The organism is Pseudomonas sp. LARHCG127 (genome assembly GCF_052871455.1).
The window spans coordinates 140,020-159,913 of the sequence record NZ_JBIXJT010000010.1; the positions used below are offsets into that span (position 1 = coordinate 140,020).

13 protein-coding genes and 1 pseudogene are annotated in these 19,894 nt (G+C 61.5%); 6 read left to right on the top strand and 8 right to left on the bottom strand.

Going from position 1 to position 19,894, the window contains the following annotated elements; all coding sequences use genetic code 11:
• Window positions 1-201 precede the first annotated feature (201 nt).
• The 3 genes from ACIPQ1_RS18405 to ACIPQ1_RS18415 all read left to right on the top strand — a co-directional run bounded on the left by ACIPQ1_RS18405 (window position 202) and on the right by ACIPQ1_RS18415 (window position 1,340).
• Window positions 202-480 carry a hypothetical protein gene (locus ACIPQ1_RS18405; RefSeq protein ID WP_411386299.1) on the top strand — a complete coding sequence of 93 codons (279 nt, stop codon included), beginning with the start codon at window positions 202-204 and terminating at the stop codon, window positions 478-480.
• 165 nt (window positions 481-645) lie between these two features.
• Entirely contained in the window at window positions 646-942 is a 297-nt protein-coding gene (locus ACIPQ1_RS18410) for a type II toxin-antitoxin system HigB family toxin (protein ID WP_053117759.1), read from the top strand.
• Complete coding sequence (locus ACIPQ1_RS18415) at window positions 939-1,340, top strand: helix-turn-helix domain-containing protein (protein WP_186706037.1); 402 nt, start codon at window positions 939-941, stop codon at window positions 1,338-1,340. Before ACIPQ1_RS18410 ends, ACIPQ1_RS18415 begins: the two co-directional genes overlap by 4 nt.
• Window positions 1,341-1,592: 252 nt before the next feature.
• Here the strand turns inward: ACIPQ1_RS18415 and selO are convergent, their stop codons facing one another.
• The 5 genes and pseudogenes from selO to ACIPQ1_RS18440 all read right to left on the bottom strand — a co-directional run.
• Window positions 1,593-3,056: a protein adenylyltransferase SelO gene (selO, locus tag ACIPQ1_RS18420; RefSeq protein WP_446534571.1), complete on the bottom strand. Its 1,464-nt coding sequence runs from the start codon at window positions 3,054-3,056 to the stop codon at window positions 1,593-1,595.
• A gap of 37 nt (window positions 3,057-3,093) precedes the next feature.
• Window positions 3,094-6,456: a mechanosensitive channel MscK gene (mscK, locus tag ACIPQ1_RS18425; RefSeq protein WP_411386301.1), complete on the bottom strand. Its 3,363-nt coding sequence runs from the start codon at window positions 6,454-6,456 to the stop codon at window positions 3,094-3,096.
• Between the two features lie 34 nt (window positions 6,457-6,490).
• Window positions 6,491-8,233 (bottom strand): potassium/proton antiporter, encoded by a 1,743-nt coding sequence (locus ACIPQ1_RS18430; RefSeq protein WP_207962879.1) that lies wholly within the window; start codon window positions 8,231-8,233, stop codon window positions 6,491-6,493.
• A gap of 380 nt (window positions 8,234-8,613) precedes the next feature.
• Window positions 8,614-9,486: a methyl-accepting chemotaxis protein gene (locus ACIPQ1_RS18435; protein ID WP_446534598.1), complete on the bottom strand. Its 873-nt coding sequence runs from the start codon at window positions 9,484-9,486 to the stop codon at window positions 8,614-8,616.
• Between the two features lie 30 nt (window positions 9,487-9,516).
• Window positions 9,517-10,239: pseudogene (locus tag ACIPQ1_RS18440) on the bottom strand (MCP four helix bundle domain-containing protein); the annotation flags it as partial.
• A 258-nt stretch (window positions 10,240-10,497) separates the two neighbouring features.
• On the opposite strand from ACIPQ1_RS18440, the gene ACIPQ1_RS18445 reads away from it, so the two are divergent.
• The gene (locus tag ACIPQ1_RS18445) at window positions 10,498-10,728 is read left to right on the top strand and encodes a hypothetical protein (RefSeq protein WP_250962252.1); all 231 of its coding nucleotides are present in this window, start codon (window positions 10,498-10,500) and stop codon (window positions 10,726-10,728) included.
• Window positions 10,725-11,027 carry a cell division protein ZapA gene (locus ACIPQ1_RS18450; protein WP_025211477.1) on the top strand — a complete coding sequence of 101 codons (303 nt, stop codon included), beginning with the start codon at window positions 10,725-10,727 and terminating at the stop codon, window positions 11,025-11,027. The genes ACIPQ1_RS18445 and ACIPQ1_RS18450 overlap by 4 nt, the downstream gene beginning before the upstream one ends.
• Window positions 11,028-11,244: 217 nt before the next feature.
• Here the strand turns inward: ACIPQ1_RS18450 and ACIPQ1_RS18455 are convergent, their stop codons facing one another.
• On the bottom strand, window positions 11,245-13,047 hold the full coding sequence (locus tag ACIPQ1_RS18455) for an acyl-CoA dehydrogenase (RefSeq protein ID WP_446534572.1): 1,803 nt from the start codon (window positions 13,045-13,047) through the stop codon (window positions 11,245-11,247).
• A 247-nt stretch (window positions 13,048-13,294) separates the two neighbouring features.
• On the bottom strand, window positions 13,295-17,248 hold the full coding sequence (gene putA / locus ACIPQ1_RS18460; RefSeq protein ID WP_446534573.1) for a trifunctional transcriptional regulator/proline dehydrogenase/L-glutamate gamma-semialdehyde dehydrogenase: 3,954 nt from the start codon (window positions 17,246-17,248) through the stop codon (window positions 13,295-13,297).
• Window positions 17,249-17,710: 462 nt separating this feature from the next.
• Between putA and putP the strand changes: the two genes are divergently transcribed.
• Entirely contained in the window at window positions 17,711-19,195 is a 1,485-nt protein-coding gene (gene putP, locus ACIPQ1_RS18465) for a sodium/proline symporter PutP (RefSeq protein ID WP_446534574.1), read from the top strand.
• Window positions 19,196-19,327: 132 nt separating this feature from the next.
• Here putP and ACIPQ1_RS18470 read toward each other — a convergent pair whose 3' ends face one another.
• On the bottom strand, window positions 19,328-19,822 hold the full coding sequence (locus ACIPQ1_RS18470; protein WP_446534575.1) for a DUF2165 family protein: 495 nt from the start codon (window positions 19,820-19,822) through the stop codon (window positions 19,328-19,330).
• Window positions 19,823-19,894 lie beyond the last annotated feature (72 nt).

Here is a 19,894-nt window from a genome sequence, read left to right on the forward strand (position 1 = left end):
CTCGCGAAGACGGTGTGTCAGTCAACATCTATGTGTCTGATACGCCGCCTTCGCGAGCAAGCCCGCTCCCACAGGAACTCACACTCCAGGCTTTTCCAAGGACATTTATCAAGGGGGCCATTCATCAGGTGCGCCGCACTGAAACGCTGTCACGGCCTCAAAAAAGACACCACGTACCTGTTTGCAGACTCAGGAGGTCCCATGAGCCATCCTCAAGACCCAGCCACTCCCCAGGCAGTGGACAATCCCAACGATGACGGCTTCGTCCTCGGCACCGCCGGCCGCGACGAGGACCCCAACGCCGCCCCGGCCTACGCCACCGACCGTCGCCATGATCGGGACGAATTGACCCCGGAAGACGCCCGCGGCATGCCCGGTTATCCCGAGGAAAAGCCGCCGGCAAAACCCAGGGAGAAGGGGGTTGAAGAGGCAGAGCCGGGGATCGAGACGCCTGAGCAGGGGAACGATAAGGTTGGGTGAGCAGGACTCATATCTGCTCACATTTCTTACCGAGACCTAAAGCTCTTGGCGACTAGGCTGGAAACCAGCAAGAGCTAACCATTTGTCTATCTGGCTATATCGCAATTTGCGATGTGCCAGATTTGTGTTTAACTTTCCCATAGCAAAATGCGATAAGGACGTTGCATGCATGTGATCACCGAGAAACGCATTTGGGAGGCCAAGGAGAAATGGCCACATTCAGCGAATGCGTTGGATCAATGGTATCGGCTGATCAAGCGCAATAGCCCGGCTGATTTTGCAGCGATGAAATCCATATTTCCGGCAACTGATAAGGTCGGTCCGCTGCATGTGTTTGACATCGGTGGAAACAAGTTGCGGCTGATTGCGGTGATTCGATACCGAGCGCAGCGTCTGTATATCAAATGCGTGCTTGACCATCGGGAATACGACAGAGGCAAGTGGAAGGAGGAAAAGGGATGAGTGCACTGATCGAACAAGTCGCCGCCCATTGGGAGTTTGTGTCTCCCTTGCTGCGTAAGCCCAGGAGCGAAGAGGATTACGACCGGTTGGTCGCAGCGCTCGATGAATTGTTGGAGTTGGTTGGCGAAGAAGAAGCCCATCCGCTGATGAGCCTGGTGGACATTATCGGTGAATGGATCGAGGCCTGGGATCATCAACACCGGCCGATGCCCAAGGCCACTGGCGTTGAGGCGCTTCGTTATCTGATGCGCGAGCATGGGAAGAGCCAGAGCGACTTGCCGGGTGTCGGTACCCAGTCGGTGGTATCGGAGATATTGAGCGGCAAGCGTCAGCTCAATTTAAGGCAGATCCGCTGGCTGGCGGAGCGCTTCGGCGTATCGGTTGAGACCTTTATTTGATGGCTTGGCGCACTAACTGTGGCGAGGGAGCTTGCTCCCGCTCGGTTCTGTAGGAGTTGCCGAAGGCTGCGATCTTTTGACCTTTCGCTTGAGACTCAAGTGTTTGGGGAAAGATCGCAGCCTCGTTTGCACTCGACAGCTCCTAAACAGCTCCTAAACAGCTCCTACACGCTCCTACGGCTCAGCGGGAGCAAGCTCCCTCGCCACCGGGTTATGTGTTTGGTGGGAGGTCTGTTTTAGCCAGGGCCTGCGCTACGACGAGCAACTGATCTCCAGATGCTTGCCCCACTCCGGCGGACGCTCGGCGTAGCTGTCCATGCCCGATTGTTCTTCGAATGGCTTGCTCAACACAGTGTGCAAGCGGCGGACTTCGTCGTAGTCGCCTGATTCGGCGGCTTCGATGGCTTTCTGTGCCAGGTAATTGCGCAGCACGTACAGCGGGTTGACGGCGTGCATGCGGGCGCGCCGTTGGTCTTGATCGACGGGGCCTTCGCGGTTGACGCGGGCGATATAGAGTTCGCCCCAGGCGTCGAAGCCCTTGAGGTCGACGAAGTCGTCGCGCAGGGTGGCGATGGCGTGCTCGGGCGCCTGGTCGCCGAGTCGACGGAAGAACAGGCTGTAGTCGACGCCGCTGTTCTGCATCAGTTGCAGCAGGCGCTCCACCAGTTTCTGGTCATCCTCTTCGGCGACGGTCAAACCGAGGCGGCGGCGCATCAAGTCCAGGTAGTGAGCCTGGTACAGCGGCAAGTATAGCCCGAGGGTCTCACGCAGCGCCTCGACGCTGATGAAGGGCGTCAGGGCCTGGGCCAGGGCGCTGAGGTTCCACTGGCCGATGGGCACCTGGTTGCTGAACGAATAGCGGCCCTGGTCATCGGAGTGGTTGCAGATGAAGTTGGCGTCGAAGTCATCGAGGAAGGCGAACGGCCCGAAGTCGAAGGTGATGCCCAGGATCGACATGTTGTCGGTGTTCATCACGCCGTGGCAGAAACCGTAGGCCTGCCATTTGGCAATCAGCTCGGCGTTGCGCTCGACGATTTCGCGGTACATCGCCAGGTACGGCTCCGGCTGCTCACGGCACTCGGCAAAATGCAGGTTCAAGACGTGCTCGGCGAGGGTCGCGTGCAGTTCGGGTTTCTTGGTGTAGTAGAAATATTCGAAATGGCCGAAACGCACATGGCTCGGCGCCAGGCGCAGCACCATGGCGGCGCGTTCCTGTTTTTCGCGCCACACCGGGGTGTCCGAGCCGATCACGCACAAGGCGCGGGTGGTGGGGATGCCCAGGGCGTGCAAGGCCTCGGAGACGAGGAATTCGCGGATCGAGGAGCGCAGCACCGCGCGCCCGTCGCCCATGCGTGAGAACGGCGTCTGGCCGGCGCCCTTGAGGTGCATGTCCCAGTGCTCGCCGGCCTCGTTGTACACCTCGCCCAGCAGCAACCCGCGGCCATCGCCCAGTTGTGGGTTGTAGTGGCCAAACTGATGACCTGAATAGATCATCGCCCGGGGCTCGGTTTCAGCCCAGAGCTTGTGGCCGCCGAAGATCTCGGCGAACAGCGCTGTCTCGGCTTCTGCAGGATCCAGGTCCAGCAGCGCCATGGCCGCCGGGCTGGCGACCACCAATCGGGGGTTGTCGATGGGCTCGGGCAGCACGTGGGCCGAGAAACCGTCGCCCAGGCGGGCGAAACGGTTATCGAAGGTCAGCGTTTCCAGCGATTTCATGGCCGTCTCCAGCGGGACCGCCCGTAGGCAACCCAAGTCAGTCGAGTTTACCCTGCGGAGGTTCGGACACCGGTTTGATGCTGGCGACCGCCGAAGGCACGGGCGGAATGGTCTTTTTGTCGGGCTCTGCAGGCACCAGTTTGTATTCCTGGCCTTGCATGTTCTTCAGATAGATCTCCATCTGACGGAACGAAATATTGATATGTTCCTTCTTGAATTCCCGGTTGATGAAGCGGTTGATCTCGTCCAGCACCGGGTTGCGGTCGCCCAGGTCGCGTACGTGCATGCGCAGTTCATGGTCCAGTGTGCTTTCACCGAAGTTCAGGAAGTACACGATCGGCTCTGGCTCCTTTAGCACGCGCGGGTTATCGCGGGCCGCCTTGAGCAGCAGCTCGCGCACCCGATCCAGGTCCGAACCATAATCCACACCCAGTTTCAGGGTCACGCGGGTCACGGTGTCGGTCAGCGACCAGTTGATCAGTTGCCCGGTGATGAAGGTCTTGTTCGGGACAATGATGTCCTTGCGATCGAAGTCGGTGATGGTGGTCGCGCGAATGCGGATCTTGCTGACCGTGCCCGACAGGTTGCCGATGGTGATGGTGTCGCCGATGCGCACCGGGCGTTCGAACAGGATCATGATGCCGGAGATGAAGTTGGCGAAGATCTCCTGCATGCCGAAACCCAGGCCTACCGACAGTGCCGCCACCAGCCATTGCAGCTTGTCCCAGCTCACGCCCAGGGTAGAGAGCGTAGTGACGAAACCGACGCCGGCGATGACGTAGGACAACAGCGTGGTGGTCGCGTAAGCGCTGCCTTGGGCAAGGTTGAGCTTTGACAGCACGAACACTTCCAGCAGGCCCGGCAGGTTGCGTGCCAGGGCAAAGGTAATGCCGATGATGATCAGCGCGCCGAGCATGTCACCAATGCTGATGGGCACCATGCTCATGTTGACGCCGGTGCCGCTGGTGTACTCGTAGAGGGTGATGTTGTCCAGGTACGAGAACACGCTGATCAGGTCCGACCAGACCCAATACAGCGCGGCCATGAAGCCGCCGAGCAGGGCGAGGCGGATCAGGCGCAGGGATTGCTCGTTGACCTTCTCGATATCCAGGGTCGGCTCTTCGACCACCGCTTCGCCGTCGCCGGCTTCCTTGGCCGCCTGGCGCTTGGCCAGGGCGCGCTGGTAGGCCAGGCGCCGCGCCGCGACCGACAGGCCGCGCACGAAGGTGGCTTCGATCACCAGCCAGAACATCAGCAGGTACAAGGTATTGATCAGTCGGTCGCTGAGCTTCAGTGCGGTGTAGTAGTAGCCGAAGCACACCGCCACGAATAGCGCGATCGGCAGTGCGGTGAACAGCACCCCGACGGCCTTGCGGAACAGTGAAGTGTTCTTGTGCGTCGGGCTGCTCAGCAACAGGCGACTGAGCAGCCACGCCATCAGCGCATAGCAGGTCAGCACTACCGGCATGCCGAGCACGTCATCGGCCAGGGTCGAAGGTTGCAACTCGGCCACGGCCACCACGGCCACCAGCGCCAGTACCACCAGCCCGAGCCGGCGAATCCAGCCTTGGAGGAATTCGACCTGGGGTTTCTCCCAGCGGAAATGCAACTCGGCCACGCCGCCTGGCGCCAGCACCCGATAGGCGGTGTAGAACACCAGCCAGGCCTGGCCGATCTGCAGCAGCGCCGCGCCGAGGTTGGCGTTCTGGCCGCGAGCATCGATCTGCAAGGCATAGCCGCAGAGGGTCAGCGCCAGGGCGACCGGCATTGCCAGCAGGATGTTGATCAGGATCGCCTGGGGGGTGTGCCACTGGCTGTCGCGCTTGAAGTGGCCAACGTCCTGGTGAACCTTGTTCAAGCGGGCGTAGAGGTTCTTGCGCCGCCACAGCAGCACGCCGATCAGCAGCACCAGGGGCAGGAACAGCAAGGGCCGCTGGGTCAGGCCATCGGCCAGCTCACTGAGGCTCGACGCCCAAGGCAGCGAGTCGATCTGTTTCTCCAGGCGCGTCGGCACGGCACGCATCCATTCGAAATCCAGCGGCTTGTTGCTGGGAATCCAGAACATCTGCTCTTCAAGCGTCGCCCGCAGGTTCTGGGCGGTGCTGAGCAGTTGCTTCTGGTTGAGCTGCAAGGTGATGGATTCGTTGAGTACCGCGCTCAACTCCCGGTTCAGGCGCTCCAGCAGGTCGACGCGGGTCAGTGCCAGCTCCAGCAAGGTCTTGCGCAGTTGCGGCGTGGCTTGTTCCGAGGGTTGCGAGGCCAGCAGGTTGTCGACATAGGCACTGGGGTTGTTCAACAGCTCACGTTGTTGGCTGACTTCGAACTGGTACAGGCGGATGTCGGCGATCTGGTCGGCCAGGGTCTGGTCCAGCTTCAGGCGCGGCAGGGTCTGGCGCTGCTTGTAGAGAATCTTGGAGAGCAGCAGGCTGCCCTTGAGCACGCTGATCTGTTCGTCCAGGGCGGCGTCGGTCTGGGTCACGCTGTCCAGCAATTGCTTGGTCTGCAGGTTCTGCTGGGTGACCTCGTTGAGGCGGTCGGTGCTCTTGAGCAGGTAGTCGGAGAGCTTCAGGTTGGCTGAGCTTTCGGTCGCCAGCAAGCTGCTGCCACCGGCCTTCTGGGCTTCGATGGATTGCTGGGTCACTGTCTCCTGGGATTGGGCCAGGCGCTTCTGGTTGATCAGGTTCTGCAGGTCCTGGATTTCCTGCTCCATGCGGGCGATTTTTTCCATCAGCAGGTCGTGCTGGCCGTTGCCCAGGTCCTGCAGTTGGCTGTTGCCGGCCAGTTCCTGGCGGCGCAGAGGGATCAGCGCATTGAGTGCCGCCAACTCGGCGTTGAGCTGGTCGCGCTGCTCGGCGCTGAGGGCCTTGCCGGCATCTCGACCGGCCTTGAGAATCGTGTTGATCTGCTGGATGCGGGTCTGGCTGGTGGAGATTTCCGCCTGGGCGCGCTCGGGGCGGGTCTGGGCGGTGATGACCAGGCTGTTGGCATCGGCCAGGGCTTTTTGCAGGTCGCTCTGCTGGGTGGAGCGATCCGTGAGCATTTGTTCGAGCTGGGGAATCGGCAGGTTGGCATAGCGTTGCGCCACTGGCACCACCGTGGTGCCCTTGAGCCGCGCCAGTTCGCGCTGGTTCTCGATGTTCTGCTTGGGCGCCGTGGCCAGTTGCTGTTTGAGCGCCTGCAGCTTCTGTTCGTAATCAGCCTTGTTGTTGAGCTGGGTCAGCGTGTTCTGCAAGACGGCCTGCAGGGCTTTCTGGTCAGCCTCCGGCAGTTTGCGGTCGCCGATCTTGTCCAGGCTGGCCTGTACCGAGGCACTGGTGGGCGGCTCGGCGGCGTGCACCGTGCAGATGGAAAGACTCAGGCCGAGCAGGGCAATGGCGAAAAAGGAGCGCAGGGTAGGCATAGAGACCGGTCAAGCAAGTGAGAGTGGGAGCAGTTTAGAGGAACAAGCCGGGACCCGGGCGACTTCCTTCGGGGAATCTGACGCCCACTTTGCCGATCTTGTTCCCGTCCATGGCCGCGACGGTCCACAGGGTATTGTTCCAGTCCACTTGGTCGCCGACTACTGGCGCACCGCCCACTTTCTGGGCAATGAAGCGGCCCAGGGTCATGTCTGGATCGATGCCGTCCAGCTTCAACCCGTAGAGTGCGGCAACCGCGGCCAGCTGGGCGTCTCCTTCGAGTACGAAGTCGCCGAAGAAGCGCAAATCCAAGCCTCGTTGCGGTGCCTGGCTGAACAGTTTTCCAAGGGCTGGCAAATCGTGTTCATGGCCGATAACACACAGCAAATCATCGACTTCCAGCACCGTACTACCCGACGGATGGAGCAATTGCTGGCCACGGAACAGGGCCGCGATGCGGGTTCCATCGGGCATTTTCAGGTCCCGCAGGGGCGAACCGATGCACCATTTTTCCTTGCCCAGGCGATAGATGAACAGCTCCCACTCGCTGGTGACGTGCACTTCCAGCGCGGCCCGGGAAATCGGCAGTGGCTCGGGCGGGACGGTCACATGCAACAACTTGGCGACCCACGGCAAGCTCGTGCCCTGCACCAGCAGCGACACCAGCACGATAAAAAATGCCAGGTTGAAATAGAGCTGCGCCTGGGGCAGGCCGGCCATCAGCGGGAACACGGCCAGGATGATCGGCACCGCGCCGCGCAGCCCGACCCAGGAGATAAACGCTTTTTCACGACCATGGAACGCCTTGAACGGCAGCAGGCCGACCATGACCGACAGCGGGCGGGCAAACAGGATCATCCACAACGCCAGCCCCAGGGCCGGCAGGGCGATCGGCAACAGGTCGTGGGGCGTGACCAGCAGCCCCAGCACCAGGAACATGCCGATCTGCGCCAGCCACGCCATGCCATCGAGCATATGCAGGATGCCATGGCGGCTGCGCACCGGACGGTTGCCCAGCACCAGGCCACACAGGTACACCGCCAGGAAGCCACTGCCGTGCAGGGCGTTGGTCAGGGCGAACACGGCCAGGCCGCCGCTGATGACCAGGATCGGGTAGAGCCCGTTGGCCAGGTTGATGCGGTTGACCATCTGTAGCATGAGCCAGCCACCGCCCAGGCCGATCACGGCGCCAATCCCGAACTCTTGCACCAGATGCCCCAACAGGCTCCAGTGCAGGCCGGTTTCACCGCTGGCCAGCATGCCGATCAAGGTGACGGTGAGGAACACCGCCATGGGGTCGTTGCTGCCGGACTCGATTTCCAGGGTGGCGCTGACCCGTTCGTTCAGGCCTTTGCCGCCCAGCAGCGAGAACACCGCCGCGGCGTCGGTGGAGCCGACGATGGCGCCGATCAGCAGGCCTTGGATCAGGTTGAGGTTGAACAGCCATGCCGCCGCTAGGCCGGTCAGTCCGGTGGTAATCAACACCCCGACCGTCGCCAGCGACAACGCCGGCCACAGCGCCACGCGAAAGCTCGACACCCGCGTGCGCAAGCCGCCATCGAGCAGGATGACCGCCAACGCGAGGTTGCCGACCAGATAGGCCGTGGCGTAGTTATCGAAAAGAATACCGGCGCCGTCGACACCGGCCACCATGCCCACGGCCAGGATGATCACCAGGATCGGGATGCCCAGGCGGGACGAAAGAGAACTCACCAGGATGCTCGCACCTACCAGCAACGCGCCGATCAAGAACAGGCTGTTGATGGTCGTTGCAGTCAAAGGCGTTACTCCGGGAGAACTGAAGGACGGGCGCAAACTGACCATGCAGTCTGCGTGCCAGCGATTCTAACCTGTTGAAATGTGATGCTGTCAAAAAAGGTTGGGAGATCGGGTTCTGGGTGCTGCCCTTGTGGCGAGGGAGCTTGCTCCCGCTCGGCTCTGTAGGAGCTGGCGAAGTCTGCGATCTTTTGATCTTGATCTTGATCTTTCGCTTGGGACTCAATTGTCTGGGGAAAGATCGCAGCCTCGTTGCACTCGACAGCTCCTACACAGCTCCTACACAGCTCCTACACAGCTCCTACAGAGCCCAGCGGGAGCAAGCTCCCTCGCCACAACAGCATTGATCGCCCACGGAATGTGAGCGATCGATGGGTTTGCGGTTAAAGGCTGAACCGCCCGACCATGCTGTTCAGGTCCACCGCCAGGCGCGACAGTTCGGCGCTGGCGGCACTGGTCTGGTTGGCGCCGGTGGCCGATTGCACCGACAGGTCGCGGATGTTCACCAGGTTGCGGTCCACTTCACGGGCCACCTGGGCCTGTTCTTCGGCGGCGCTGGCGATCACCAGGTTGCGTTCGTTGATCTCGACGATGGCGCTGTTGATTGTGTCCAGGGACATGCCGGCACCGCGGGCTATGTTCAGCGTCGATTCGGCGCGTTCGGTGCTGTTGCGCATCGAATCCACGGCCTGTTCGGTGCCGCTCTGGATGCTGCCGATCATGCGTTCGATTTCGCTGGTCGACTGCTGGGTGCGGTGGGCCAGGGCGCGAACTTCGTCGGCGACCACGGCAAAGCCTCGTCCGGCCTCACCGGCGCGAGCGGCTTCGATGGCGGCGTTCAGTGCCAGCAGGTTGGTCTGGTCGGCCAGGCCGCGGATCACATCCAGAACCTTGCCGATATCCCGGGACTCGTTGGCCAGGTTGCCGATCAACGAGGCTGTGCTTTGTACGTCGGCGCTCATGCGCTCGATGGCGCCGACGGTTTCCTGCACCAGGTCGCGGCCGTCGCCAGCGGACGTAGTGGCGTTCCTGGACGCTTCCGACGTGCTGACGGCGTTGCGCGCGACTTCTTCCACGGCGCTGGTCATCTCGTTGACCGCCGTGGCGGCCTGCTCGATTTCGTTGTTCTGCTGGGTCAAGCCACGGGCGCTTTCGTCGGTGACGCTGTTGAGTTCTTCAGCGGCGGACGCCAGTTGCGTGGCCGAGCCAGAGATCCGCTGCAGGGTGTCGCGCAGTTTGTCCTGCATGGTCGACATCGCCCGCAGCAGGCGGCCGGCTTCGTCGCTGCCGTCCACGGTGATCGGCCGGGTCAGGTTGCCCTTGGCGATTTCTTCGGCGGCATCCAATGCGTTGGCGATCGGCTTGGTGATGCTGTTGGTCAGCAGCCAGGCGAACAGCACGGTCAGGCCGGTGGCGATGACCAGCAGGGTGACGACCCAGTTGAAAGCGCCTGAATATTGTTGCGCTGCGCTCTGATTGAGTGCCACGGCTTGCTGGTTGTTGATTTCCACCAAGTGGCCGATTGCGGCATTGATGGCGTCGGAGTTGCTCAGCAGTTCAGTGTTGAGCAACGCCCGCAGTTCATCGACCTGATTGTTGCGAGACAGGGTTTTCATGCGCTCTTCGAGCTGACGGTACTGCCCGAGCAGTTGCACGTACTGATCGTAGGCGGCCCGTTCGTTCGGCGCGCTGATGAGTTTTTCGTAGGTGGTCTGGGCCGTGCGGATCTGTTGGTTGCGTTGTTCGAACAGATCGTAGGTTTTCTGTTGGATGTCCGGTTCGCGGTTGACCAGCAAGCGATAGGACAATACGCGCAGGCGCAGAGTGAGCTGGGTGAACTCATCCAGGGCCTTGATGCTGGGCACACTGTTTTGGGCGATGCTCTCGCCGGACCCGCGAATCTTGCTCATCTGAGTCAGGGCGAACACGCCGAGGGCCAGCATCAGGGCGCCGATCAGGGCAAACCCCAGGAACGCCCGCGGCGCGATGTTCATATTACGTAGGGACATGGAAGTTACCGTGAAGAAGCGCGTCCGTGCGGGGCTGTGACTGGTTTCACTGACTTATCGGTCTAGCGACCGAAGTCTTGAGTGCCGTGCGTGCTTTTGTCGCAGTGCAGCAGTCGCTGTGCGACGAAGGGTAGGAACCAGATGCTTGAATCGCAGTCTCTACAGCTCGCGAGCGAAGCGCCGCCACTGCGTAAAGCGTGGCATCGGCGGTGACTTTTCTTTATCGTACGCGCCCCTTGGAAAAGCCTGGAAATCAATATGTTGGAAGCATCCCTCAGCCAACTGGAGCAACTGGTCAACGACCTGGTGCAACAGAATCTGCAACTCACCGGCCTGAACGAAACCCTGAGCGCCGAACTTGCCAAGGCCAAGGATGAAAACGAAAGCCTGCAACTGAGCCTGATGGAACAGGAAGAACTGCACGGCGCCACCGCGGCCCGCATCCAGGCCCTGATCGAGCGCGCCAGCGCCGGTCCTGTCAGCGCATGAAGCACGGCGCCGATGGGGTGACGGTCATCTCGATCCTGGGAGAAGACTATTCGATCAAAGCGCCGGCCGGGCAGGAACAGGCCCTGCTGGACGCCGCTTCGATGCTCAAGGCCGCACTGGCCGATACCAAAAGGAAATACCCGACACTGATCGGTGATCGCCTGCTGGTATTGGCGGCCATGAACCTGTGTTCGCAGCAGATGGAAATGCAGAAGCAGCATCAAGCGGAACTCGACCGTTACCAAGAGCAAGTCAGCGCCACGGTCGAGGTGATTGCCAAGACGATTCAGCAGGCTTGAACCGTTAGCGAATGTTGACTGCAGGGCTTTGTGTGGGAGCGAGCTTGCTCGCGATGGCGTCAGCACAGTTGCCTGTGTATTGACTGGAACGCCGCTATCGCGAGCAAGCTCGCTCCCACAGTGGATCAGGGGTGAACGCAGATGTCGTGTTCACTTGAAACCCCTTGGGGAGCGAGCTTGCTCGCGATTGGATGTCAGCCACACCACAAGCACTGGCTCAGAACCACTCATCCCGCATCCCCAGGCACGTATCATCCCGCGCCTCAAGAATCGCCAGCTCATGGTGACACCCCGGCACTTCCCAGGTCAGGAAGTAGCGCGCCGCTTGCAGCTTGCCTCTATAGAAGTCGCTGTCCGCCGCGTTGCCCTTGGCCAGGCCTTCCTCGGCACGAATCGCCTGTTCCAGCCAGCGCCAGCCAATCACCATGTGTCCAAACACCTTCAGGTACAGCGCCGAGTTGGCGAGGCTGCCGTTGACCTTGCCCTGGGCCAGGTCCGTCAGCAAACCGAGGGTGACGGTTTGCAGGCGCGCCACCAGCGCTTCCAGCGGCTGGCGCAGCGGCGTCAGCGATGGGTGCGCCTGGGCCCGTTCGGTGGTGTCGGCTACCAGGCGAATCAACTGCTTGAGACCGGCACCGCCGTTCTGCGCCAGCTTGCGTCCCAGCAGGTCCAGGGATTGGATGCCATGGGTGCCTTCATGGATCGGGTTCAAGCGGTTGTCGCGGTAGTACTGCTCCACCGGGTATTCGCGGGTGTAGCCGTGGCCGCCGAGAATCTGGATTGCCAGTTCGTTGGCTTTCAGGCAGAACTCCGAGGGCCAGGACTTGACGATAGGCGTCAGCAGGTCCAGCAGTTCATGGGCGCGCCGACGCTCGGCTTCGCTTTCCAGGGTGGTGGTGTCGTCGAACAGCCGGGCTGCATAAAGGCCCAGGTCAAACGAACCCTCGACGTAGGCCTTCTGGGTCAGCAGCATGCGCCGCACGTCGGCGTGCTGGATGATTGCCACGGGGGCGGTGGTCGGGTCCTTGCTGTCGGGCACCCGTCCCTGCGGGCGTTCGCGGGCGTACTCAAGGGAATACAGGTAACCGGCGTAACCGAGCATCACCGCGCCCATGCCGACGCCGATCCGCGCCTCGTTCATCATCTGGAACATATAGCTCAGGCCGTGGTGCGGTTTGCCTACCAGGTAACCGACACAGTCGCCGTTGTCGCCGAAGTTCAACGCGGTGGACGTGGTGCCGCGCCAGCCCATCTTGTGGAACAACCCGGCCAGCAGCACGTCGTTACGCGGGCCGAGGCTGCCGTCGTCGTTGACCAGGAACTTGGGCACGATAAACAACGAAATGCCTTTCACGCCCGGCGGTGCATCCGGCAATTTCGCCAAGACCATGTGCACGATGTTTTCCGACAGCGGATGATCGCCACCGGAGATGAAGATCTTGTTGCCTTTGAGTCGATAGGTGCCGTCAGGCGCCGGCTCTGCGCGTGTGCGAATATCCGACAGCGAGGAACCGGCATGGGGCTCGGTCAGGGCCATGGTGCCGAAGAAGCGGCCGTCGATCATCGGTTGCAGGAAGCGTTGCTTCTGCTCGTCGCTGCCGAAGCTTTCGATCAGGTTCGCCGCGCCCATGGTCAGGAACGGGTAAGAGGTCGATGCGGCATTGGCCGACTGGAAGTGCGCGAAACAGGCCTGGGACAGCAACGTCGGCAGTTGCATGCCACCGGCCTCGAAACTGCGCGCGGCATTGAGGAACCCGGCCTCCAGGAAGGCATCCACCGCCGGCTTCACCTCGGGAATCAGGATCGCCTGGCCGTTCTCGTAGCGCGGTTCGTTTTCATCATTCTTGCGGTTGTGAGGCGCGAAAAATTTCTCGGCGATGCTGCGGGCCGTGCCGAGGGCTGCGTCGAAGGTTTCGCGATTGTGCTCGGCAAACCGCTCGCGCTGAGTCAGGCCCTCGGCATCGAGGACTTCGTACAGCTCGAAAGCCAGATTGCGGGAACTGAGCAACGTCTCGGACATGGCGGCCTACCTTTTTTTGGAATGGGCCGAGTCTAGGCGTGGGGATGGAGGCTGAACAGGATGATTGATTTGGGTGATGGAGGAGCGAGGGTGACGCTAATCAAAAAAGTGTGGGAGCGAGCTTGCTCGCGATAGCAGTGTTCCAGTCGACAACATTCCTGACTGAAGCACCGCTATCGCGAGCAAGCTCGCTCCCACAGGGATTGCTATTGCCAAGCACCTATTGCAGGTGCCTGGCTTACAGCATTTAGCCGATGGTCATCAGGCTGGCGTTGCCACCCGCAGCGGCGGTGTTGACGCTCAGCGCACGTTCGATAACCAAGCGTTCCAAGGCAATATTGGTTTCGCCCTGGGACAACCCGTGCACACCGACGATGGCGCCAGCGCGCTTGGCCACTTGCTGGCAAACACCGCGCAATTGATCCGAGTCGCCGTGATGCAGGACCGCGTCGAACAGCACATCGTCCTTGGTCCAGTCGGCCACTCGCTGGATGCGCGCCTGAATATCCTTCGGCAAACGTGCGAACACAGCCTTGCTGGTGTCGGTTTCCGGCCACACGGCCGAGCCGCCCACGGCCAGTACGGCCGCCAGTTGCGTCAGCAGGTCGCCTTCCACGTCGGCCAGGCACAGCACGTGCTCGCGCGGCAGGATGGCGTAGCTGTTGCGTTCACCGGTCGGGCCAGTCAACTGACGGGTAATACCGCTTTGCGACTGAGCCGCGAACTGCACGCACAGGGCGCTCAGTTCGGCGAGCTTCTGGCTGTCAGCCCAGGCTTGCAGCGCCGCCAGCGGTTTGCCCATGGCCTCGCGCAAACGCAGGTCCGGTGCCGCCAGCGCATCGCCACGGACGAAGGATTGCTGGATCGCATCGGTAGGACGCATCGACAGCAGGCGGTACAGATACAGCGGACCACCGGCCTTGGGGCCGGTGCCCGACAGGCCTTCGCCACCAAACGGCTGGACACCGACCACGGCGCCGACAATGTTGCGGTTCACGTACACGTTGCCCGCATGCACATTGTCGATGACCTTGGCGATGGTCTCGTCGATGCGGGTATGCACGCCCAGGGTCAGGCCATAGCCGGAAGCGTTGATCTGGTTGATCAACTGATCCAGCTCCTTGCGCTTGTAACGCACCACGTGCAGCACCGGGCCGAAGATTTCACGCTGCAACTCGTCGAAGCTTTCCAGTTCGATCAAGGTCGGCATCACGAAGGTGCCGCGCTTGCACTCGTCACTGTCGGCGATTGCCATCTGGTACACGGCGCGACCCTTGTCGCGCATGGCCTGGATGTGTTTCTCGATGCCGGCCTTGGCTTCGGCGTCGATCACCGGGCCGATGTCCACGGACAGGCGCTCAGGATTGCCGAGGCGCGATTCGGCCATGGCACCCTTGAGCATTTCGATGACGCGGTCGGCGGAATCTTCCTGCAAGCACAGGACCCGCAGGGCCGAGCAACGCTGGCCAGCGCTGTCGAAGGCCGACGACACCACATCGATAACCACTTGTTCGGTCAGGGCCGAGGAGTCGACGATCATCGCGTTCTGGCCACCGGTCTCGGCGATCAGCGGGATCGGCCGGCCCTGGTTGTCCAGGCGACCGGCGATGTTGCGTTGCAGCAGGCGGGCAACTTCGGTGGAACCGGTGAACATCACGCCCTTGACGCGCTCGTCACCCACCAGGCGGGCACCGACGGTTTCGCCGCGACCCGGCAGCAGTTGCAGGACGCCTTGCGGAATACCGGCTTCGAGCATCAGGCGCACCGCCTGGGCCGCCACCAGTGGCGTCTGTTCGGCGGGCTTGGCCAGAACCGGGTTGCCGGCGGCCAGAGCGGCAGCGACCTGGCCGCTGAAAATCGCCAGCGGGAAGTTCCACGGGCTGATGCAGACCACCGGGCCCAATGGGCGGTGGGCGTCGTTGGTGAAATCGTTGCGCGCCTGCACTGCGTAGTAGCGCAGGAAGTCCACGGCTTCACGTACTTCGGCAATCGCGTTGGCGAAGGTCTTGCCGGCTTCGCGGGCCAGCAGGCCCATCAGCGGCTGGATTTCGCCTTCCATCAGGTCGGCGGCGCGCTCGAGGATCGCAGCGCGCTCGGCCGGTGGCGTGGCCTGCCAGATCGGTGCGGCATTGAGGGCGCACTGAATGGCGTTGTCGACGTCGGCAACCGTGGCTTCCTGCACATGGCCAACCACATCGCGGTGATCGGACGGGTTGAGCACCGCTGCCGGGCTTTCTTCGCTAGCGGCGCAACCGAGCATCGGCACGGCTTTCCAGTCGTTATGGGCGGTCGCCAGCAGGGCGCAAGACAGCGATGCCAGGCGATGTTCGTTGGCCAGGTCGATGCCGCTGGAGTTGGCGCGGTCGCTGCCGTACAGGTCGCGTGGCAGTGGGATGCGCGGGTGCGGCAGGCCGAAACCGCCTTCCAGGGTTGCCATCTGCTCGATGCTGGCCACTGGATCGGCGACCAGTTCCTGGATGGAAATCGACTGGTCGGCGATGCGGTTGACGAACGAAGTGTTCGCGCCGTTTTCCAGCAAGCGGCGTACGAGGTAGGCCAGCAGTGTTTCGTGGGTGCCGACCGGCGCGTACACACGGCACGGACGGTTCAGCTTGCCTTCGGAGACCTTGCCTACAACCTGTTCGTACAGCGGTTCACCCATGCCGTGCAGGCACTGGAATTCATACTGGCCCGGGTAATAGTTCTGACCGGCGATGTGGTAAATGGCCGACAGGGTATGGGCGTTGTGCGTGGCGAACTGCGGGTAGATGACTTCCGGCACCGACAGCAGCTTGCGCGCGCAAGCGATGTAGGACACGTCGGTGTACACCTTGCGGGTGTAGACCGGATAGCCTTCCAGGCCTTCGACCTGGGCGCGCTTGATCTCGCTGTCCCAGTACGCGCCTTTTACCAGGCGAATCATCAAGCGGTGGCGGCTGCGGCGGGCCAGGTCGATGACGTAGTCGATCACGTATGGGCAACGCTTCTGGTACGCCTGGATCACGAAGCCGATGCCGTTCCAGCCGGTCAGTTGCGGCTCGAAGCACAGGCGCTCCAGCAGGTCCAGGGACAGTTCGAGGCGGTCGGCTTCTTCGGCGTCGATGTTCAGGCCGATGTCGTATTGCTTGGCCAGCAGGGTCAGCGACAGCAGGCGCGGGTACAGCTCGTCCATGACGCGCTCGTACTGGGCGCGGCTGTAGCGCGGGTGCAGGGCCGAGAGCTTGATGGAAATGCCCGGGCCTTCATAAATCCCACGACCATGGGAGGCTTTGCCGATCGAGTGAATGGCTTGTTCGTACGAGGCCAGGTATTTCTGAGCGTCATGTTCGGTGAGCGCGGCTTCACCCAGCATGTCGTAGGAATAGCGGAAACCCTTGGATTCGAACTTGCTGGCGTTGGCCAGGGCTTCGGCGATGGTTTCGCCGGTGACGAATTGCTCGCCCATCAAGCGCATGGCCATGTCGACGCCCTTGCGGATCATCGGCTCGCCGCTCTTGCCGATGATGCGGCTCAGGGACGAAGTCAGGCCTGCTTCATTGTGGGTGGCGACCAGCTTGCCGGTCAGCAACAAGCCCCAGGTGGCGGCGTTGACGAACAGCGACGGGCTGTTGCCCAGGTGTGGGTGCCAGTTGCCGGTGCTGATCTTGTCGCGGATCAGGGCATCGCGGGTACCTTTGTCCGGGATGCGCAGCAGCGCCTCGGCCAGGCACATCAGCGCCACGCCTTCCTGGGAAGACAGGGAAAATTCCTGCAGCAGGCCCTGAACGATACCGGCACGGCCGCCGGCACTCTTCTGGTTACGCAGTTTTTCAGCAATCGACGCCGCCAGCTTATTGGTGGCTTCGGCCATTTCGGCCGGCAGTCGGGCCTGCTCCATCAGCATCGGCACCACTTCCGGCTCCGGGCGGCGGTAAGCGGCGGTGATGGAGGCGCGCAGGACCGACTGCGGCAGGATGCTCTCGGCAAACTCGAGGAAGCATTGGTGAGCGTGGTCGACCTGTACATCGCCAGCGTCGTCGCTGTCGGCACGAGGGGAACCGTTCAGCTCGGTCAGGGTTGCACCACCCTCGAGTTTTTCCAGGTAATTGAAAATTGCCTGCTTGATCAGCCAGTGCGGCGTGCGATCAATCGAGGTTGCGGCCGCCTTGAGGCGTTCGCGGGTCGGGTCGTCGAGTTTGACCCCAAGGGTGGTGGTAGCCATATTTTTATCCTCATGTTTACCACGTGTGGCGTGGCATCAGCTGGCGGCAAGATTAGCTGCGCGCTGATTGAGGTGCAACCGGGTGCAACCCTTTTTTTCTCGAAATGACCGGCAGCTCATCTGGAAGTAAATACTGCCCCGCCATTCCTGCACCGCCTTAGTGCTTTGGCTTCTAGAGAAGGGCCGTTTACTGCACTAAAAGGGAGCAAAAAACAGCGATTTTGCAACAAAACCGATCAGGTGCAACTTATTCGAGCGAAACTGGTTGCACCTTATTTGATTTGTTGAATAGCATTCGCGGCCAAGGTGCAACCGGTTCCAAGCCGAGGGGCATCGGCTGATGGCTTTCCTGGGGAAACATCAGTCATAAATTCGCGGGACTGCAAATCGTTGCTACAACTTCAGCGTTGTCGACGCTTTCAACTGCCACCGCATCATAAAAACAAAGCCAGGGCGTAACTCATGAGTGTTAGTAATCCCACCTTGATCACTTTCGTGATCTACATCGCAGCCATGGTCCTGATCGGTCTGATGGCTTACCGCTCCACCAATAACCTTTCCGATTACATTCTGGGCGGTCGCAGCCTCGGCAGCGTGGTCACGGCGTTGTCCGCCGGTGCCTCCGACATGAGCGGCTGGCTGTTGATGGGTTTGCCGGGTGCCATCTACATGTCCGGCCTGTCGGAAAGCTGGATCGCCATCGGCCTGATCGTCGGTGCCTACCTGAACTGGTTGTTCGTAGCCGGCCGCCTGCGGGTGCAGACCGAGCACAACGGTGACGCCCTGACGCTGCCGGATTACTTCTCCAGCCGTTTCGAAGACACGAGCGGCCTGCTGCGGATCATCTCGGCGGTGGTGATCCTGGTGTTCTTCACCATCTACTGCGCTTCCGGCATCGTGGCCGGCGCCCGTCTGTTCGAAAGCACCTTCGGCATGTCCTACGAGACCGCGCTGTGGGCCGGTGCTGCCGCGACCATCGCCTACACCTTCGTCGGTGGTTTCCTGGCGGTGAGCTGGACCGACACCGTACAAGCCACCCTGATGATCTTCGCGCTGATCCTCACGCCGATTATCGTACTGTTGGCCACCGGTGGCGTGGACACCACGTTCCTGGCGATCGAAGCGAAAGATCCTTCGTCCTTCGACATGCTGAAGAACACCACCTTCATCGGCATCATCTCGCTGATGGGCTGGGGCCTGGGTTACTTCGGCCAACCGCACATCCTGGCGCGCTTCATGGCTGCGGATTCGGTCAAGTCGATCGCCAATGCCCGTCGCATCTCCATGACCTGGATGATCCTGTGCCTGGGCGGCACCGTGGCGGTCGGCTTCTTCGGTATCGCCTACTTCTCGGCGCACCCTGAAGTGGCCGGTCCCGTGACCGAAAACCCTGAGCGCGTGTTCATCGAGCTGGCGAAGTTGCTGTTCAACCCTTGGGTTGCCGGCGTGTTGCTGTCGGCGATTCTGGCGGCGGTGATGAGTACCCTGAGCTGCCAGTTGCTGGTGTGCTCCAGTGCCCTGACCGAAGACTTCTACAAGACCTTCCTGCGCAAGAGCGCTTCCCAGCTGGAACTGGTCTGGGTCGGTCGCGCCATGGTGCTGCTGGTGGCCTTGGTTGCCATTGCCCTGGCCGCCAACCCGGAAAACCGTGTATTGGGCCTGGTGAGCTACGCCTGGGCCGGCTTCGGTGCCGCCTTCGGTCCGGTGGTCCTGATCTCCGTGGTCTGGAAGAACATGACTCGCAACGGCGCCCTGGCCGGTATCCTGGTCGGCGCGATCACCGTCGTTGTCTGGAAGCATTTCGAGCTGCTGGGTCTGTACGAAATCATCCCAGGCTTCATCTTCGCCAGCCTGGCTATCTATTTCGTCAGCAAGATGGGCGCGCCTACCACCGGTATGGTGCAGCGCTTCGAAGCAGCCGAGAAAGATTTCCGCCTGAACCAGTAAGACTTTCTGCGCGGCCTTGAGCCCGCAGGTGATCCAATGTGGCGAGGGAGCTTGCTCCCGCTTGAGTGCGAAGCGCTCACAAAAAGGGACTGCTACGCAGTCCAGCGGGAGCAAGCTCCCTCGCCACGGATATCACTTCATCTCGGCATCAGGCTGGTTGAGAAAGATCAACACGCCCAGGATCGCCATGTAGAACCTGAACGCAGCGTCCTGGCCATTCCAGATTTCTGATTGCCACATCAGGAACCATTCGCCGCCGACCACCATGAAACCAAAGAACCAGACGAAGAAACCGACCGTCAAGCCGGCCACGGCCCATCGTTTGGCGCGGGCAAATGCCCCGGCCTCGGCCCGGCGTGCCTGCCACAGTTTCACTGCGCCGTAGCCCAGCAGCCCCGCCGTCGATGCCTCGCCGAAGATGATCAGCCAATAGGCGCCGTGCCACATCCACGGTTTATCGAGGGCGCGATACCGGGCGGCATTGTCGGGGAAGGTGGTGTCCATGCTCAGTACATGCTGGACGAAATTGAAATTGGAGCGGTAGTCCGTGAGGTTGTTGAACACCGTCAGGAAGGCGAATGCGGCGAGTGCCAGGGTCATTGCGATTTTTGCGTAGCGTGTCGTCATGTCCTGCGTCCTTTGCTTTTTTGCGACCGGCGCACGTTATCACGCCCACTGTTGGCCAGAGATCGAGCACGT

Excerpts from the sequence above, each read along its gene's own strand:
- ACIPQ1_RS18405 (WP_411386299.1), top strand. The coding sequence starts at position 202 with ATGAGCCATCCTCAAGACCCAGCCACTCCCCAGGCAGTGGACAATCCC.
- ACIPQ1_RS18410 (WP_053117759.1), top strand. The coding sequence starts at position 646 with ATGCATGTGATCACCGAGAAACGCATTTGGGAGGCCAAGGAGAAATGG.
- ACIPQ1_RS18415 (WP_186706037.1), top strand. The coding sequence starts at position 939 with ATGAGTGCACTGATCGAACAAGTCGCCGCCCATTGGGAGTTTGTGTCT.
- selO (WP_446534571.1), bottom strand. The coding sequence starts at position 3,056 with ATGAAATCGCTGGAAACGCTGACCTTCGATAACCGTTTCGCCCGCCTG.
- mscK (WP_411386301.1), bottom strand. The coding sequence starts at position 6,456 with ATGCCTACCCTGCGCTCCTTTTTCGCCATTGCCCTGCTCGGCCTGAGT.
- ACIPQ1_RS18435 (WP_446534598.1), bottom strand. The coding sequence starts at position 9,486 with ATGTCGACCATGCAGGACAAACTGCGCGACACCCTGCAGCGGATCTCT.
- ACIPQ1_RS18445 (WP_250962252.1), top strand. The coding sequence starts at position 10,498 with ATGTTGGAAGCATCCCTCAGCCAACTGGAGCAACTGGTCAACGACCTG.
- ACIPQ1_RS18450 (WP_025211477.1), top strand. The coding sequence starts at position 10,725 with ATGAAGCACGGCGCCGATGGGGTGACGGTCATCTCGATCCTGGGAGAA.
- ACIPQ1_RS18455 (WP_446534572.1), bottom strand. The coding sequence starts at position 13,047 with ATGTCCGAGACGTTGCTCAGTTCCCGCAATCTGGCTTTCGAGCTGTAC.
- putA (WP_446534573.1), bottom strand. The coding sequence starts at position 17,248 with ATGGCTACCACCACCCTTGGGGTCAAACTCGACGACCCGACCCGCGAA.
- putP (WP_446534574.1), top strand. The coding sequence starts at position 17,711 with ATGAGTGTTAGTAATCCCACCTTGATCACTTTCGTGATCTACATCGCA.
- ACIPQ1_RS18470 (WP_446534575.1), bottom strand. The coding sequence starts at position 19,822 with ATGACGACACGCTACGCAAAAATCGCAATGACCCTGGCACTCGCCGCA.